The 14969-nt window shown below is 64.3% G+C and carries 14 protein-coding genes and 1 pseudogene; 9 read left to right on the top strand and 6 right to left on the bottom strand.

The features are described 5' to 3' along the window. Window positions 1-298 precede the first annotated feature (298 nt). Window positions 299-655 carry a hypothetical protein gene (locus tag DDA93_RS16675; RefSeq protein WP_237742089.1) on the top strand — a complete coding sequence of 119 codons (357 nt, stop codon included), beginning with the start codon at window positions 299-301 and terminating at the stop codon, window positions 653-655. 140 nt (window positions 656-795) lie between these two features. On the opposite strand, the gene DDA93_RS05020 is transcribed toward DDA93_RS16675, so the two are convergent. Next, on the bottom strand, window positions 796-1851 hold the full coding sequence (locus DDA93_RS05020; RefSeq protein WP_162148026.1) for a phosphatase PAP2 family protein: 1056 nt from the start codon (window positions 1849-1851) through the stop codon (window positions 796-798). Window positions 1852-1913: 62 nt separating this feature from the next. Further along, entirely contained in the window at window positions 1914-2246 is a 333-nt protein-coding gene (locus DDA93_RS05015) for a helix-turn-helix domain-containing protein (protein WP_024476066.1), read from the bottom strand. Between the two features lie 103 nt (window positions 2247-2349). On the opposite strand from DDA93_RS05015, the gene DDA93_RS05010 reads away from it, so the two are divergent. After that, window positions 2350-3438 (top strand): alkene reductase, encoded by a 1089-nt coding sequence (locus DDA93_RS05010; RefSeq protein WP_024476067.1) that lies wholly within the window; start codon window positions 2350-2352, stop codon window positions 3436-3438. A 292-nt stretch (window positions 3439-3730) separates the two neighbouring features. Beyond that, a complete protein-coding gene (locus tag DDA93_RS05005; protein ID WP_024476068.1) occupies window positions 3731-4285 on the top strand; it encodes a GNAT family N-acetyltransferase in 555 nt (184 codons plus the stop codon). Here DDA93_RS05005 and DDA93_RS05000 read toward each other — a convergent pair. The 3 genes from DDA93_RS05000 to DDA93_RS04990 form a co-directional block, all read right to left on the bottom strand. Beyond that, a complete protein-coding gene (locus DDA93_RS05000; protein ID WP_347693141.1) occupies window positions 4282-4608 on the bottom strand; it encodes a CDGSH iron-sulfur domain-containing protein in 327 nt (108 codons plus the stop codon). The genes DDA93_RS05005 and DDA93_RS05000 overlap by 4 nt on opposite strands. Then, window positions 4557-5600, bottom strand: a complete 1044-nt coding sequence (locus DDA93_RS04995; protein ID WP_165802569.1) for an iron-containing redox enzyme family protein — start codon at window positions 5598-5600, stop codon at window positions 4557-4559. Before DDA93_RS04995 ends, DDA93_RS05000 begins: the two co-directional genes overlap by 52 nt. A gap of 91 nt (window positions 5601-5691) precedes the next feature. Continuing rightward, window positions 5692-6663: an acetamidase/formamidase family protein gene (locus DDA93_RS04990; protein WP_116778173.1), complete on the bottom strand. Its 972-nt coding sequence runs from the start codon at window positions 6661-6663 to the stop codon at window positions 5692-5694. A gap of 198 nt (window positions 6664-6861) precedes the next feature. On the opposite strand from DDA93_RS04990, the pseudogene DDA93_RS16670 reads away from it, so the two are divergent. The 5 genes and pseudogenes from DDA93_RS16670 to DDA93_RS04970 all read left to right on the top strand — a co-directional run. After that, window positions 6862-7503: pseudogene (locus DDA93_RS16670) on the top strand (2-keto-3-deoxygluconate permease); the annotation flags it as partial. After that, window positions 7398-7886 carry a 2-keto-3-deoxygluconate permease gene (locus tag DDA93_RS16665; RefSeq protein ID WP_243400524.1) on the top strand — a complete coding sequence of 163 codons (489 nt, stop codon included), beginning with the start codon at window positions 7398-7400 and terminating at the stop codon, window positions 7884-7886. The pseudogene DDA93_RS16670 and the gene DDA93_RS16665, both read left to right, overlap by 106 nt. Further along, a complete protein-coding gene (locus tag DDA93_RS04980; protein WP_116778172.1) occupies window positions 7883-9193 on the top strand; it encodes a four-carbon acid sugar kinase family protein in 1311 nt (436 codons plus the stop codon). Before DDA93_RS16665 ends, DDA93_RS04980 begins: the two co-directional genes overlap by 4 nt. Next, complete coding sequence (pdxA, locus tag DDA93_RS04975) at window positions 9190-10215, top strand: 4-hydroxythreonine-4-phosphate dehydrogenase PdxA (RefSeq protein WP_024476074.1); 1026 nt, start codon at window positions 9190-9192, stop codon at window positions 10213-10215. The genes DDA93_RS04980 and pdxA overlap by 4 nt, the downstream gene beginning before the upstream one ends. A 123-nt stretch (window positions 10216-10338) precedes the next feature. Then, the gene (locus tag DDA93_RS04970) at window positions 10339-11391 is read left to right on the top strand and encodes a GntR family transcriptional regulator (RefSeq protein ID WP_116778171.1); all 1053 of its coding nucleotides are present in this window, start codon (window positions 10339-10341) and stop codon (window positions 11389-11391) included. A 310-nt stretch (window positions 11392-11701) separates the two neighbouring features. Here DDA93_RS04970 and DDA93_RS04965 read toward each other — a convergent pair whose 3' ends face one another. Further along, complete coding sequence (locus DDA93_RS04965) at window positions 11702-12436, bottom strand: glutamine amidotransferase (protein WP_024476075.1); 735 nt, start codon at window positions 12434-12436, stop codon at window positions 11702-11704. 127 nt (window positions 12437-12563) lie between these two features. On the opposite strand from DDA93_RS04965, the gene DDA93_RS04960 reads away from it, so the two are divergent. Continuing rightward, the gene (locus DDA93_RS04960; RefSeq protein ID WP_116778170.1) at window positions 12564-14903 is read left to right on the top strand and encodes an FdhF/YdeP family oxidoreductase; all 2340 of its coding nucleotides are present in this window, start codon (window positions 12564-12566) and stop codon (window positions 14901-14903) included. Window positions 14904-14969: the final 66 nt, after the last annotated feature.

Below are 14969 nucleotides of genomic sequence, written 5' to 3'. Positions count from 1 at the left end.
TCCGACGTCGGCGCAAGGTTGAGACGGCCGCATCCTCGGCTCCGGCCCCTGCGGTTGTCAGCAGCACAGGGCTCGTGTTTCCGGCCAGCAGTCGTGAGAGATAGTGGTAAATTGCGCGGACAAACTCCGGCTCTAAAACTCTCGGGAGAGCCTTAACAGACGGTGCGATTGTGTTCAGCCCCTCAATCCGCACACCCAAAGCGGTCACTCCTTTCAGATCTGGCTGACCGACCAGACAAATCCACGTCTGAACAAACTGTCTGTGCTGGGGTTCGAGCAGGGCTGCGATAGCACTCGCTTGCTCCAGGGCAGCCGCCGACTCTTTGACCCTGAGATACCCGTTCTGGACCAGTTCTCCGCGCCGCAGGTGAACGTCACCAGCCCAATTCTTCGCATCGATCACCAGCACCCCGCCGGGCCCAACAATTACGTGGTCGAGGTTGGCTTTAGGTCTCCCCGGCCAGCGCAGATCGTGAAGCACAAGCCAGCCATGGCTTTCAAGCAGGTCAAGGCGGTCTGCTACCAGCAACTCCCCAGCAGCCCCAGCGTTCCAGGCCCGGTGCGTCCGTTCGGCATGCCGAAGCTGACTCTGCAACCGAGCCACGGTTTCAGTAGCCTGCGCCAACTCATTCTGAAGGCGCACCACCCGCTGTGACGCCCGCCGCGCCTGTTCAGCAGCGCCCGCACCAGCAGTCATATCTCTCCCCCGTGAGACTCTCGACTTAGCCTAGATTGGCGACCTACCTCGGAGGTGCAATATTCGCTCAGGAGTGCGTCAGGAATTCAGTAACTTGACTAGGCCATCGGACGAAGCTTCGCGATGTCCCGGCTCCGACCCGGGAAACGGATGATGCCGGTGGCCAAGGCCGCCAACCAGACGGACAAGCCCCCGATTGCAAGGCCTGCCGGAACATCGAGAATGTAGTGCCAACCGAAATACACGGTCGCCAGTCCCGTCAGGGCAACGTAGGCCCACAACAACCAACGAACCGGCCTGGGCAAACGGACTAGCTGCGCCATCAGGGCCGCCGTGAACACGATGGACACATGCAGCGAGGCGAACGCCGCGATGCCCTGGACCGACTCCGTCGCATGAGGATCGACAAGGACAGCCAGCCGGTTGTCGTAGAGCGAATCCTGCAAGTCCGACGTCGCGGTGACCGGCAGGTCGGTGAAGGACGACTCCTCTACGTAGATCGGGCCCAAGGACGGAAGCAGATAGTAGGCGGCCGTACCGAGAATCCAGTTGAAACAGAGAGCGCTTACGTACCAGGCTCCGCGGGAGAGGTCATCGGACCAGACCATCGCGACGGCAAGCGACACGGGGACAAAAATCAGGAAAGACACGTAAACGACCGAGAGGAATTCCGCTGCGAAGCCCGTTCCCAACAAATCGTGAAGGACGTCACCCGGGTTACCACCCCCAGCGAACCATCGATCGGTGGTTACCAGCATGGAGTCCGTCAGACGATCCCTAAGAAAGGGCAAAAAGCTTTTCAAATTCCGATACGCCACATACGCGAGGTAAAAACTCGCCATCCCGGCAGTAATCGCAGCAATTCGCTGCAGCGTCCAGCGTGACTTGATGACCCCTCCGGCGGTACCCAGCATGCCCTTGACCGAAGGTCGCTGTGCGATCACTCGTGGCACAACATCGGCGATCATCACCAGGAAAACGATTAGCGGCAGCCGCACATAGCTGGGGCCCAGGAAGCCGTCAGGATCACGCACCGGCAGCCCGCTAATGACAGCAGTGATCAGCATCAGTCCCATGAAGGTCACCGTGGTGATCAACGGGATGCCGAAAAGACCACGCCAGGGAGTGATCTCCTGTGTGGGTTTAGTATTCACTGTCATCTCTAATCGCGCGGGTATTGAGCATAATCAAAATCGAATGTTATCGCCTTCAATATCTATTGGTTCTGGCCCGCCGACGCGAGCACTGACGTCAGCAGCCCTGGAAAGACGGCGTCGAGGTCTTCCCGGCGCAGACTGTTCATCCGAGCTGTCCCTTCGTACCGCTGTCGCACGATGCCCGCCTCGCGAAGAACACGGAAGTGGTGCGTGCTGGTTGATTTGGTGACAGGAAGGTGGAAAGCGCTGCAGGATAATTCGGCGCCGGATTCCGCCAGGGCTGCCACGATGCTCAGCCGGAGCGGATCCGAGAGTGCATGCAATACCTCGGTTAGACGGAACTCGTCGGACAGCGGGTGCCCGACCTGCCGCGGGAGAGGTTCTGCACTCATGAATGAGTCCTTCGATCGAGATCTAGTACGACGAAAGTTGTACTAAGGCTTTCATCGTTGTACGTTGTTTATCGTACCAACCAATCGACCGATAGGCATCGCTATGGCTGACGCAACACTTTTTGACACCACCACCGTCGGGGGTCTCCAGCTCGCCAACCGCGCCGTCATGGCGCCGATGACCCGCTCCCGGGCCGACGACGACGGCGTTCCCACCGACATGATGGCCACCTATTACGCGCAGCGCGCGTCGGCCGGATTGATCATCTCCGAGGGGACGCAGCCCAATGCCCTGGGCCAGGGTTACCCGTTCACCCCCGGTCTGCACACCACTGAGCAGGTTGCTGGCTGGCGCTCGGTCACTGACGCCGTGCACGCCGAAGGCGGCAAGATCTTCGCCCAGATCATGCACACCGGCCGCATCGGCCACCCCAGCCTGCTGCCCGCCGGTCAGGTCCCGCTCGCACCCTCAGCTGTCCGCCCGGCTGGCCAGGTCTTCACCGCCGACGGGATGCAAGACTTTGTGGTCCCACAGGCCATGACCGTGCAGGACATCACCGACACTGTCGCCGACTACGCCACGGCTGCTCGCCTCGCCGTCGAAGCCGGGTTTGACGGCGTCGAAATTCACGGCGCCAATGGCTACCTTCCTCACCAGTTCCTCGCGAGCGGCACCAACCAGCGCACTGACGAATACGGCGGATCCCCCGTTGCCCGCACCCGCTTCCTCGTCGAAGTCATGCAGGCAGTCGTGGAAGCCATCGGCGCGGAGCGGGTTGGTTTACGGCTCTCCCCCGGCAATGACTTCAATGACATTTCCGAAGATGACGTCCTGGAAACGTACACGTCGGTCCTAGAACAGCTAATTCCGCTGGGCCCCGCGTATCTCCACATCGTCGAAGCGCGCGAGGACGAGGTCAACCAGCGCATCCTGGACCTCTGGGAGGGCGTGCTCATTGTCAACCCGTCGCCGCTGGTGCAAAACCAGGAAGCTGCAGATAAGGAGCGTGCCGACGTGTGGCTTGCTCGGGGCGCAGACCTCATTGCGTTCGGCCGCATGTTCATCGCCAACCCCGACTTCGTCGAGAGGCTTGCGGTCGACGCCCCGCTTAACGAAGCTGACGGCAGCACCTTCTACGGTGGCACCGAGGTAGGCTACACCGACTACCCCACCCTCGTCACCTCCTCTTAGCCCAATAGCCCTGCACCGTTCCGCCCGCCTGTCGCAACATTCCAACGGCGCCGGACTGGCGGGGCTGGGTGCGCACAACCCGCCCTGAATAGTTGGCCTCGGGTGGGTACGCTTTTTAAAGAGTGCATGCACTGCAGGCAATGCATGCACTCTGAGTTCCTCGAACTGCATGCATTGCATGCAGTGCATGCACCTTTTAAAACCACTACGCCGCTACCTGATGCTGCGGCATCATCCGGCAAGGCTGATGCCGCGGCGCCATCCAGCGAGGCTGGGTCTGTGGCATCAGAATATGAATCCCGTGAAGCTACTCATCGACCGGGCCACCGCCGACGACGCCGACCAGCTCACCGAGCTCGCCGCCGTCACCTTCCCACTCGCGTGCCCCGCGTCGTCGCGACCCGAAGACATTGAGCACCACATTGCTACCGAACTCTCATCGGCCCGGTTCCTCGAACATTTAGCGGACCCGGGCAAAACCCTGCTGTGCCTACGCGAAAAGGACCGCCTCGACGCCTACAGCATGCTCATCGCCGGCGACCCCACCGATGCCGGCGTTCGGTCGTCCCTGTCGACGTTCCCCACCATTGAGCTGAGCAAGTTCTACGTCCACCCCGACCACCACGGCCGCGGACAAGCCTCCGCCCTGATGCAGGCAACCCTTGAGACCGCAGCACAGACTGGCGCCCGTGCGGTCTGGTTGGGCACCAATGACGAAAACCACCGGGCGGTGCGGTTCTACGAGAAGCACGGCTTCACCAAGGTGGGAGTGAAGACGTTCCGGCTCGGCGCCGGCGTCGAAAACGACTACATCCTCGAACTGGTCCTGCCGACACCGCCAGCCTAGTTTTCGGGTTCAGTCCTGAAGTTGATCATCTTGTGGCTGCCATCGCAATACGGTTTGAGCGTCGACGCGCCACACCGGCACAGGGCAACGGTCTTGCGGCTGCGACGCAGCTGATTGCCGTCCGGATCGACGATGTCGAAGTCCCCGCGAACCAGCAGCGGGCCGTTCGGGAATGCGACGATCGTCTGCCGCGGACCGGCCGAATCGCGAGTGCCCCCAGCAGGTCCGTCAACCGAAGCGTCGTCGTCGCACCCCTCCTGCGCACACCCACTCATGCGGAGACCGCGGCGGCCGAGTACAGCGACGACGCGTCGGCGTTCCACGCGTCGAGGATGTGAGCGGTCATCCAGGTGTCGACGACGACAGCCGCCGCAGCACCGAAGAACACGTCCGCCAGCAGTTCGGGTTCGGCCTCAACCAACCCGCCGGCGAGATCCCTGCCGGCGATCTGCTCGTGCACGGCGTCGGCCTCCACATGCTCGTCGAAGTAGGCGGCGACCGCGTCGTTGTACCCCAACCGCCGGAAACCCCTCGCATACATCCGGTTCGCCAACGATGAAGTCATTTCGTAGGACGCCAGGTGCCCCACGATTGCGCCGCGCAGCCGCCGGTTGAGCCCAAACATCGACATCAGGTTCGACGACGCGAGGGTGATCGCGGGGACGTCGTCGACGTAGTGGCCGTAGCCGTCGTCGAGCCCAACGCCGCGCATCGACTGGGCGAAAAGGGCCGAGTGCATCCGGTCGGGGGCTCCGCCGCCGTATTCGTCCGCCTGGATCTCCACCATGGCGGCCTTGGCCCGGCCGGTGAGGCGGGGAATCGCCCAGGTGTGCGGGTCGGCTTCCTTCAGCGTGTAAATCGACTTCTGGATCAGGAACTCACGGATTTGCTCCTCGGTGGCTTGCTTCGCCACATACTTCGACATGCTCGGGCCGCCGTCGGCGCCGGTCAGCTCAAAGAGGCCAGCAGCGACACCGGCGCTGGTGGGTGCTGGCAACTCCGGCAAGGTCACCGCGGAGTGCAGTTGCGCCTCATAGGCGTGCTCCAGGAGGCGGCGGGCAGCGATCAGGTCAGGATTCCATTCCCAGTGGCCGCTGGCACCGTCGATGCCGCTGTAGTGCAGTTCGAACAGGCAAAACAGGGTGAGCTGGAGGTCTTCGTCGAAGGCGAAGTCGCTGGTTGCTGCAAGCGCATCCCGCACCGCGCCGGCGAGCGCGGCGGCCGGCGCCGGGACGTCGGAGCTGCTCTGCTCCGGACCGGTCAGGATGTCCAGGAGCAGGGAGCTCACCGGACCGCGTGGCTGAGGTTGTTTCACGACGGGACCCCTATCGTTGGGCAGTCAAATATTAGGTATACCAAGTCCTAAGCATACTTGCTATCCAGCGGGGTGGGCGCCGATAGGCCCATCACACCGCCGGCGACTCCCGCACCGCGTCGCGGCCGAGCACTGCATGCACGCCCCAGGTTTCATTGGCGATCTGCGTAATCCGCAGGTCCACGACCGTACTCGCCAGGGCCAGCGCATGCGTGCGTTCCATGGTGTACAGGTCCTGCATCCAGGTCAACATGGCCTTGAGTGCTTCAGCGGTCGCGAGATTGAGGTCGGCGTTGAAGCCAAAGGTGATCCGCGCCGTCGGCGTGATCGCATGGATGGTCTGCAGGGGTGCATCGACGACGACGTCGAGCACCAGGTCCGTGGTCATTCCGCACTCGATCGCAGTGCCGCCGACCTCGCCGTCGCCCTGCGCGGCATGCCCGTCGCCGACACTGAGCAGCGCACCTGGCACGGTCACCGGGAGGAACAGGGTGGACCCGGCGGTCAGTTCCTTACAGTCGATGTTGCCACCGCCATCGGCGCGCGGCGGAGTAGTGGTGAAGTCGCCGGGGCTGTTTGGCGGCACGCCCACGACGCCGAGGAACGGGTTCAGCGTCACCGTCTGGCCCAGCTGGTTGGAGGCTGTCCCCTGCTGCACATCGACATCCCACAGGAGCCACTGTGGGACCCCGCCGTCGACGTCGAGCAGCCGGGTGAAGCTGTCGTCTTTCCGCCCGGCGTTCGTGAAGCCCCACGGGTCGGGCGTGAGCGAGACGAAGGTGACGGCCAGCATATCCCCGGGCTTGGCGCCCGCGACGGCAATGGGCCCGGTGAGGCAGTGACCCTTCCGTTCGGCGAAGAGCTGCGGTTTACCCTCCCCAGGAACGGTCTGCCGCTCCAGATGCCCCCAGGCGTCGAGAGACCTGACCCGCACCGAGTCGCCCGGGTGCACCGTGAGCACCGGTGGGGTATCGCGGGAGAAGATCTGCGTGGCGGTGGTCAGCGTCGGCTCAAGCAGGTGGGCCTCGCTGGCAGTCTCGGTGGCAGCCCTGGGGTCAGTCATGGGTTCAGCCTACGATGCACTCCTCCCGTGACCGTACTCACATCCAGCACTTGCCACTTCCGGGAACCAGACCTAGTGTAGGTACACCTTGTCCGTACAACTTTGAGTTGCTGTTCCTTTGCGACAGCCCCGACCAGAGAGAAGATTCGCCATGGTAGCCGAATCCCTTCCCAGTCCCGCGTCCCCCTGTTCGACAGCATGAACCGCATCCCCGGGGGGTTGATGCTGATTCCCCTGATCCTGGGGTCGATCGTCGGAACCTTCTTCCCCGCTTTCCTGGAAATGGGCAGCTTCACCACCGCCCTCTTCAAGGACTCGGCACTCCCCCTGATTGCAATTCTGATCTTCGCCACCGGCATGCAGATCACTGCCAAGACCTCCGGCCCCGTCCTCGCAACCACCGGAGTCATCCTCCTCTTCAAAACCATCATCCCGGCCGCGCTGGTTGCAGCGTTGGGCCTGATGGTCGGCATCGACGGGATCCTCGGCATCTCCATCCTTGCCCTGCTGGCCTCCTTCGATAACAGCAACGGCGGTCTCTGGCTCGCGTTCACCGGGCGCTACGGCGACAGCCGCGACCGCGGTGCCTACATGGCCTCCGCGGTCAACGACGGCCCGTTCTTCACGTTGCTGTTCCTCGGCATCTCAGGTCTCGGCAACATCCCGTTCCTCGTGCTGCTGGCCGCCATCATCCCCCTGGTCCTCGGCTTCATCGTAGGCAACCTGGACCGCAAATGGACCGAGGTCATGCGCCCGGTTCCGAACATTGTGATCCCGTTCTTCGCCTTCGCCCTCGGCACCGGCATCAACCTCGGCAACGTCCTCACCGGCGGTCTTTCGGGCATCTTTGTCGGCATCGCGGCGACTCTGATCACCGGCGCCTGGTCTATTTCGGTTACCGCTTCATCCTGCGCCGCGGCAACAAGGCCGGCATTGGCATCGCCTCCGCCACCACCGCCGGCAACTCGATCGCCACTCCTGCCGTCGTCGCTGCAGCCGACCCCACCTTCGCTCCCTTCGTTGAAGTTGCCACGGCACAGGTCGCCTCGGCGGTCCTCGTCACGGCGATTTTCGCGCCACTGCTGGCCACCTGGGTTCTCAAGCGTCAGGGAGGCCTCTACGGTGAGGATGACGCCCCAGACGGCGACGAGCACGCCGCCGCGGCTCCGCACGACGACGGCCGTCCCGCCGGAACCCACAACTCACCACAGGCCGATCCGTGACCTCTGCCCCCTCAGACCCACCGCAGGTCATCGGTATCGCAGCCGATGACCTGACTGGAGCCAACGATTCGCTGGTCCAGTTCGCCGGGGCGGGGTGGACCTCCCGCCTCGCCCTCGGGGGGCTCGACAGCCAGCGCACGGGCAGCACGCTCGCCACGGTGACGGACTCCCGGGCGCTGCCACACGACGCCGCTGGCACTGTCACCGCTGACGCCGTCGCGCAGCTCCTAGTTGCCTGCGCCGACCGGTTGTACGTCAAAATCGACTCAACCATGCGCGGCAGCATTCCCGCTCAGATCGACGGCGCGCTGCGTGCCTGGCGGCGGAATCACGTGGGCGCGTTCGCCGTCGTCTGCCCCGCCTACCCGGCTATGGGCCGCACGGTCGACCAGGGCCAGCTGCGCGTCAACGGCGAACCGGTCGAATCCACGTCCGTTGGACGTGATCCGGTGACCCCGGTCAGCACCAGCGATCTGCCCACCCTGATCCCGGGCAGCCGCAGCATCCGCCTCGGCGCGGGCACAGCGACGGAGCACGCGCACCGCCTGGGCGAAACGGCCGGAATGGAGGGGGCCACCGTCGTCGTCGACGCGGTCACCGACGCCGACCTCGGCCAACTGGCCGCAGCGCTCAGCGAACTGGGTCCCCGGGCGGTGCCGGTCGGCTCGGCCGGCCTAGCGGCAGCTTTGGCGTCACGCTGGGGATCCGACGCCGGATTGCCCGGCCGGACGGGATCGACCACCTCCCCCGCTGGACAGGTCCTGATTGTGGTCAGCTCGTTGCATGACGTGTCCCGCGGACAGGCCGAACGGCTGATCAACGAATCGGCCGACGACGATCTGCTGGTGCTGCGTCCCACCCTCGCCGACGTCCGCAGCCGGGCCTCGGCCCTGGCGTGGGCTGCCGCCCAGAAGCTGTCCGTTGCGCAGCGGGCCACCCTCCTGCTCTCACCCACCGATCGGGGAAGCACCCCTGACGCCCTGACCGGCGCCGAAATCGCGGAGGGGCTCTCGGCGATTGCCAGCGTCGTCCTGACCGACGCAATCCTGCCCCAGCCCGATGCGGCGGCGCTCGTCCTGATGGGCGGGGACGGCGCACGGGCGGTCCTGCGGGAGACCGCGGCGCAATCCGTGGTCGTCTCAGGTGCCCTGCAGGAAGGCGTCCCGGTCGGCGTCGTCGACGGCGGCACCGCCCACGGGCTGCGCGTCGTCACCAAAGCAGGCGGATTCGGAAACCCCGATTCGCTGACCGATATTGTTCACCAACTTTGCACATCATCCCCACTGTCCCCGGAGGCACTTCCATGACCATCCCTACTCTTGCCCTAACCATCGGTGATGTGGCAGGTATCGGCCCAGAGATCACCGCTAAGTCGCTGCTCGGCCACGACGACCTCCGCACCGAATGCCGCCCGATCGTGATAGGCGACGAGGCTGCGATGCGCGCCGGCGTCGTCAACGTGGGCGGGGACCCGGACAAGGTCCGCGTCATCGGTTCCGTCGCCGAAGCCACCAACGAGCCCGGCACGATCGAGCTACTCCAGACCGGGCAGTCCCTTGCGCACGTGCCCCTGGGCGAGATCCACCCCGACGCCGGCGACGGTTCCTACCGTTTCGTCGTCGAGGCCTGCCGGCTGGCCCGCGAGGGTCAGGTGGACGGCATCGTCACCGCCCCGCTGAATAAAGCAGCCATGCACGCCGGCGGGCACAAGTGGCCCGGGCACACCGAGCTGCTCGCCCACGAATTCGGCGTTGAGAACTTCTCGCTGGTGCTCTCCGCGGGGGAACTGTACTTCTTCCACCTGACCACCCACGTGTCGCTGCGCCAGGCCATCGAGGACATCACCCCGAAGCGCACCCGTAGCGTCATCGACCTGGTCAGCGCGTTCACCAAGGCGCTCGGAAACCCGGACGAGCCCATCGGGCTGGCCGGCCTGAACCCCCATGCCGGCGAGAACCGTTTGTTCGGCAACGAAGACGCCGACATCCTGGCACCCACTGTCGAAGCCGCCCGCGCGGCGGGCATCAACGTGACCGGCCCGCTGCCCGCCGACGCGCTCATCCCGGCTGCTGTCAAGGGCAAGTGGAACATGGTGATCGTCTGTTATCACGATCAGGGTCACGCTCCGTTCAAGGCCGTGTACGGCGACGACGGCGTCAACATCACCGTCGGCCTTCCAGTCGTCCGCGTGTCGGTTGATCATGGCACGGCGTTCGACATTGCCGGCCAGGGCATTGCCCGCGAGGCGAGCCTGGTGCTGTCCCTCCGTCGGGCAGCCCAGCTCGCTCCCGGGTGGGACCATGTGTGGCAGACCGCCCAGCAGGGCTAGCACCTAGCTGTACTGAGTACACCTAGCGGCAAGCACCCGGCGGCAAGCACCCGGCGGACAACAAACAGCCAACGGACAACAGCCGGATTGAGAGACGCCCAGAATTTGGGATGATGAGTGCAAATGAAGACTTATCAGTTTGAGGAACGACCGGTCGATCCCAGCAAGAGCCTGCCCCTGCACCACCAGCTGAGCGCACATCTGCGAGCCCAGATTGTTAACCACTCGCTGCCGCCGGGCACGCTGCTTCCCAGCGAGGCCCAGCTGCAGGAACGGTACGGTGTCTCGCGTTCGGTGGTCCGCCAGGCGTTGGGGGCTCTCACCTCGGAGGGGCTCATCGATCGCGGGCGTGGGCGCGGCAGTATTGTCGCGCCCCGCCGGGAACATCACCGGCTGGTGCACCGGATGCCCGGCCTGTCCACGCAGATCGCCGAAACCGGCGTGTCCGTGACCACCGAGGTGCTGTCCTTCAGCGTGGAACCGGCGCAGGGCATCGCGACGGCGCTTGGCACCCCCGAGGTGCTGGCCATCGAGCGGCTGCGTTCGGTCGAGGGGGCTCCCCTCGCCCTGATCCACACATGGCTTGCGCTCCCCCTGTGTTCCACGCTGACCGCCGAAGAGCTGCAGGACACCTCACTGCATTCAGTGCTGCGCCAGAAGTACGGTATCGAGATCGTCGCTGGCAAGCGCCAGATCAGGGCAGCACCGGCCGACGCCGAACTGCTTGCCCTGCTGCACATGGCGCCACACGCCCCGGTGCTGGTCCTTGAGGGAACCAGCCTCGACGCAGCAGGACGACCCGTGGAGGTCTTCACCACCTGGCACCATGCGGACCAGATGGTCTTCGACATCGAGGTAGTCCACGACTCCGCCTCGCAGCCACCCTCCCGAGGTGCTGGAACCAGCGATCTCGCGGCGGACACGTCGCGGCCCGCGGTGCCCCACCTGCCCGTGCGGCCGGCTGGGCCAACGGCGAGCACCCCGGCTTTACCGGCCGATCCGGCGTCGATGGGCTCCCTCGCGCCGTTGGGCTCCCCCGCACAGTTGAGCACCCGTGCGCGCGAGCTCAGCCTAAAGCTCCAGCACCTGGCCGACGACATCGCTGCTGCCGAACGAGGCCACCCTTCGAACGCTGCCGCCGAACGAACCCCCACGGCGGACGCAGCTACCGAATAGATCCCGTCCGAGGCTCGTCCTTGGACTGAAGCGGCTGGCGTTCGCTAGGTGCGGATAAGTATCCGTTTCAAATGATGCATGCAACGCCTGCACTGCATGCACTTCCGGTTTCGGTAGATGCATGCAACGCATGCATTGCATGCACGTTTCTGGACGACACCCCGGCTCAAGGCCTTCTAAAGGGCCAGACTAATGGCGAAACAGGTAGCGAAAAACCCTAGCGCCTTGCCCCACGGGGTCCGCAGGCCCAACGATTCGCCGCGATTGTTCACCAACGAACCGAAGGCACGGAGCGTCAGAGCCCGCTTAGCTACGCGGTCGCGTACCGGCTGACAAAGTTCCGCAGGATCGTCGCCGGCCACTCGACCCGCGCCGAGCGGGCGCGACCCATATAGTCTTCAGCTTCAGCCGGAGGGAAGTACCCGGCGTCGCGGTAGATGTCGATGCGCTGGATCAGTCCGTCGACGTCGAGCTCTGGATGGAACTGGGTGGCATAAAGGTTGGTGCGGATCCGGAACATCTGGACCGGACAGGTTGCCGATGACGCAAGCAGCACCGCGCCGTCGGGCAGGGTGGTGCAGGCTTCCTTGTGCCCCACGAAGGCATCGAACGACGACGGCAGCCCGGCCAGCAGCGGATCCACAGCGCCCTCGGCGGCCAGCGTGATGGGCACCGCCCCGATTGGTTCGGAAAAGGTGCGGTCAATCACCGCACCCTGATGACGCCCCAGGGTGCCCACCCCGTAGCAGGCGCCGAGGAAGGGGAAGTCGGCGGCGACAACCCGATCCAGCAACCCGCCGATATCGCGTTCCACCCGCCGCTGGACCTCGGACTTCTGGTGTTCCGGGTCGGATGAGTTGAACGGGCTGCCACCCACCATTATGCCCGAGTAGTGCTCCAGGTCGACATGCGGCAGAGGGCCGGATTCGGCGCGCACACGGCGTAGCTGGTGCGGCTCAAGCCCGCCGAAACGCTGGAACGCCTGGTACTCGCCGTCGGCGGCGGCGTCCTCGGCACGGGTGGCAATCAGCAGAAACGGTTTCACCTGTCGAGACTACTGCCCTGATGGGTCAGATATGCACGAGACTCGGCCCGCGACATCGACCGGGCCTTGCGGTACGCGGCGCTGCCTGCTAAGTCTGGGGTATCGAAGTAAGAAAGAGAAGTGGAAAATGGTCCGCACAAATCCGCACGTAGAAGAAGCCGACGAGAGTGACATCGAGGTTGGCAAACCCAAGGAATGGGCCGCTGGTGTCCCGGGTGTCATTCACTCGATGCAGCCGGCGATCAAGCATATGGGCCCTAACCGGACACGGAAGACCCTGCTCGCACTGAACCAGAAAGATGGTTTCGACTGTATGAGTTGCGCCTGGCCCGATCCCGGGAAGCGTAGCAACTTCGAGTTTTGCGAGAACGGTGCCAAAGCTGTCACCTGGGAAGCAACTCCAGTGCTGGTGGCCTCCGAGTTCTGGGCTGAGCATTCGATCACTGACCTGCTCACCAGAAGCGAATACTGGCTGGGCATGCAGGGGCGTCTCACCGAGCCCGTCTACAAGCCTGCCGACAGCGATCATTACCAGCCGGTCAGCTGGGACAAGGCGTTCTCGCTGGTCGCCGATAAGCTCAACGGTCTGGAGAGCCCGCATCAGTCGGCGTTCTACACCAGTGGCCGCGCTTCGAACGAGGCTGCGTTCGCGTACCAGCTGTTCGTCAGGGCCTTCGGCACCAACAACCTTCCCGACTGCTCCAACATGTGCCACGAGTCCTCGGGCTGGGCCATGGGACAGACCATCGGAATCGGCAAAGCCACAGTCGCCTACGATGACTTCGCCAAAGCCGACCTGATCATCATCATGGGGCAGAACCCGGGCACCAACCACCCCCGGATGCTCACAGCGCTGGAGCACGCCAAGGAGAACGGCGCCGAAATCGTCGCCATCAATCCCCTGCCCGAAGCTGGCCTGAAACGGTACAAGAACCCGCAGGAGGTCAAGGGAGTCCTTGGCCGCGGCACCGAGATCGCCGACCAGTTCATGCAGATCCGCATCGGCGGCGACATGGCCCTCATGCAGGCGATCTGCCGGCGGGTCCTCGACGCCGAAGCGGAGAACCCGGGAACGGTCCTGGACCACGACTTCCTGGAAAAGCACACCCAGGGTCTTGACGAGCTCAAAGTCAGTCTGACCCAGCTGGACGAGGGCGCGGTCCTTCAGGCAACAGGACTGACTGTCGAGGAAATCGACGAGTTGGCGGCCCGCTACATCAAGGCCGACAAGGTCATCATCACCTGGGCGATGGGCATCACGCAGCAGAAAAAGGGCGTGGCCACCATCAAGGAGATCATCAACCTGCTCCTGCTGCGCGGCAACATCGGCAAGCCAGGCGCCGGTGCCTCCCCGATTCGCGGGCACAGCAACGTCCAGGGCGACCGGACCATGGGCATCTGGGAGCAGATGCCGCCGGCATTCCTTGACGCCCTCGAGGAGGAGTTTGGTTTCGACCCGCCTCGGGATCATGGCATTGACGCTGTGGAAACCGTACGCCAGATGCGCGACGGCGAGGTCAAGGTTTTCGTTGCACTGGGCGGAAACTTCGTGGCAGCGATCTCTGACACCCTGGTCGCCGAAGAAGCCATGCAGGCCACCGAGATGACCGTACAGATCTCCACCAAACTGAACCGGTCGCATGCGGTAATCGGCAAGGAAGCGCTGATCTTCCCGACCATCGGCCGGTCCGAGATCGACATGCAGGCCAACGGTCCGCAGTTCGTCACGGTGGAGGACACGGTTTGCGCCGTGCACCCATCGCACGGCACCGTTGACCCGGTAGCGCCGAATCTGCTCTCCGAGGTGGCCATTGTCAGCCGTCTTGCGCGGGCCGTGCTCGGCGACAAGGTGAACGTGGACTGGGCCGGTTTCGAGGCCAACTACGACGTGATCCGCGAGCACATCTCGCACGTGGTGGACGGGTGCGAGAACTACAACGAGAAGGTTCGCCGGGAAGGCGGGTTTGTACTGCCGAACGGACCACGCGATTCACGGACCTTCAGTACCCCCACCGGCAAGGCGATCATCACGGTGAACGACCTGCAGCCGGTCGAGCGTCCCGCAGGCACCCTGATCCTGCAGACCCTCCGCTCTCACGACCAGTTCAACACCACCATCTACGGTCACAACGACCGCTACCGTGGCATCAAGAAGGGCCGCCACGTGGTGTTCGTGAACCCGGAGGACCTGGCCGAGCTGGGCTTCTCTGACGGCCAGTACGTGGACATCCGCGGCGAATATCAGGACGGCCGGGAACGCGTGCTGCGGAACTGGCGCGTGGTGTCCTACCCGAGTGCCCGTGGCTGTGCCGCCGCGTATTACCCGGAGGCCAACGTGCTGGTCCCCCTGGAGGAGCTGGCCGAGGGCAGCAACACGCCCATGTCGAAAGCAGTGATCGTGCGGCTGGAACCGACCAAGGGCGACGCGACGTCATCCGCCGCAGCCGCGAAGGCTTCCATCTCGTAGCCCATCTCGTAGCGTCCAGCGTCCACCACAGGACGCAAAAAAGTGGCTCACCCGCAGGATCGTGGT

Source organism: Arthrobacter sp. Bz4 (assembly GCF_003075455.1).
Classification (GTDB): Bacteria; Actinomycetota; Actinomycetes; order Actinomycetales; family Micrococcaceae; genus Arthrobacter_D.
This window is presented reverse-complemented; position numbering and strand designations above follow the sequence as displayed.

Excerpts from the sequence above, each read along its gene's own strand:
- DDA93_RS05015 (WP_024476066.1), bottom strand. The coding sequence starts at position 2,246 with ATGAGTGCAGAACCTCTCCCGCGGCAGGTCGGGCACCCGCTGTCCGAC.
- DDA93_RS05010 (WP_024476067.1), top strand. The coding sequence starts at position 2,350 with ATGGCTGACGCAACACTTTTTGACACCACCACCGTCGGGGGTCTCCAG.
- DDA93_RS05005 (WP_024476068.1), top strand. The coding sequence starts at position 3,731 with ATGAATCCCGTGAAGCTACTCATCGACCGGGCCACCGCCGACGACGCC.
- DDA93_RS04990 (WP_116778173.1), bottom strand. The coding sequence starts at position 6,663 with ATGACTGACCCCAGGGCTGCCACCGAGACTGCCAGCGAGGCCCACCTG.
- DDA93_RS16665 (WP_243400524.1), top strand. The coding sequence starts at position 7,398 with ATGGACCGAGGTCATGCGCCCGGTTCCGAACATTGTGATCCCGTTCTT.
- pdxA (WP_024476074.1), top strand. The coding sequence starts at position 9,190 with ATGACCATCCCTACTCTTGCCCTAACCATCGGTGATGTGGCAGGTATC.
- DDA93_RS04970 (WP_116778171.1), top strand. The coding sequence starts at position 10,339 with ATGAAGACTTATCAGTTTGAGGAACGACCGGTCGATCCCAGCAAGAGC.
- DDA93_RS04960 (WP_116778170.1), top strand. The coding sequence starts at position 12,564 with ATGGTCCGCACAAATCCGCACGTAGAAGAAGCCGACGAGAGTGACATC.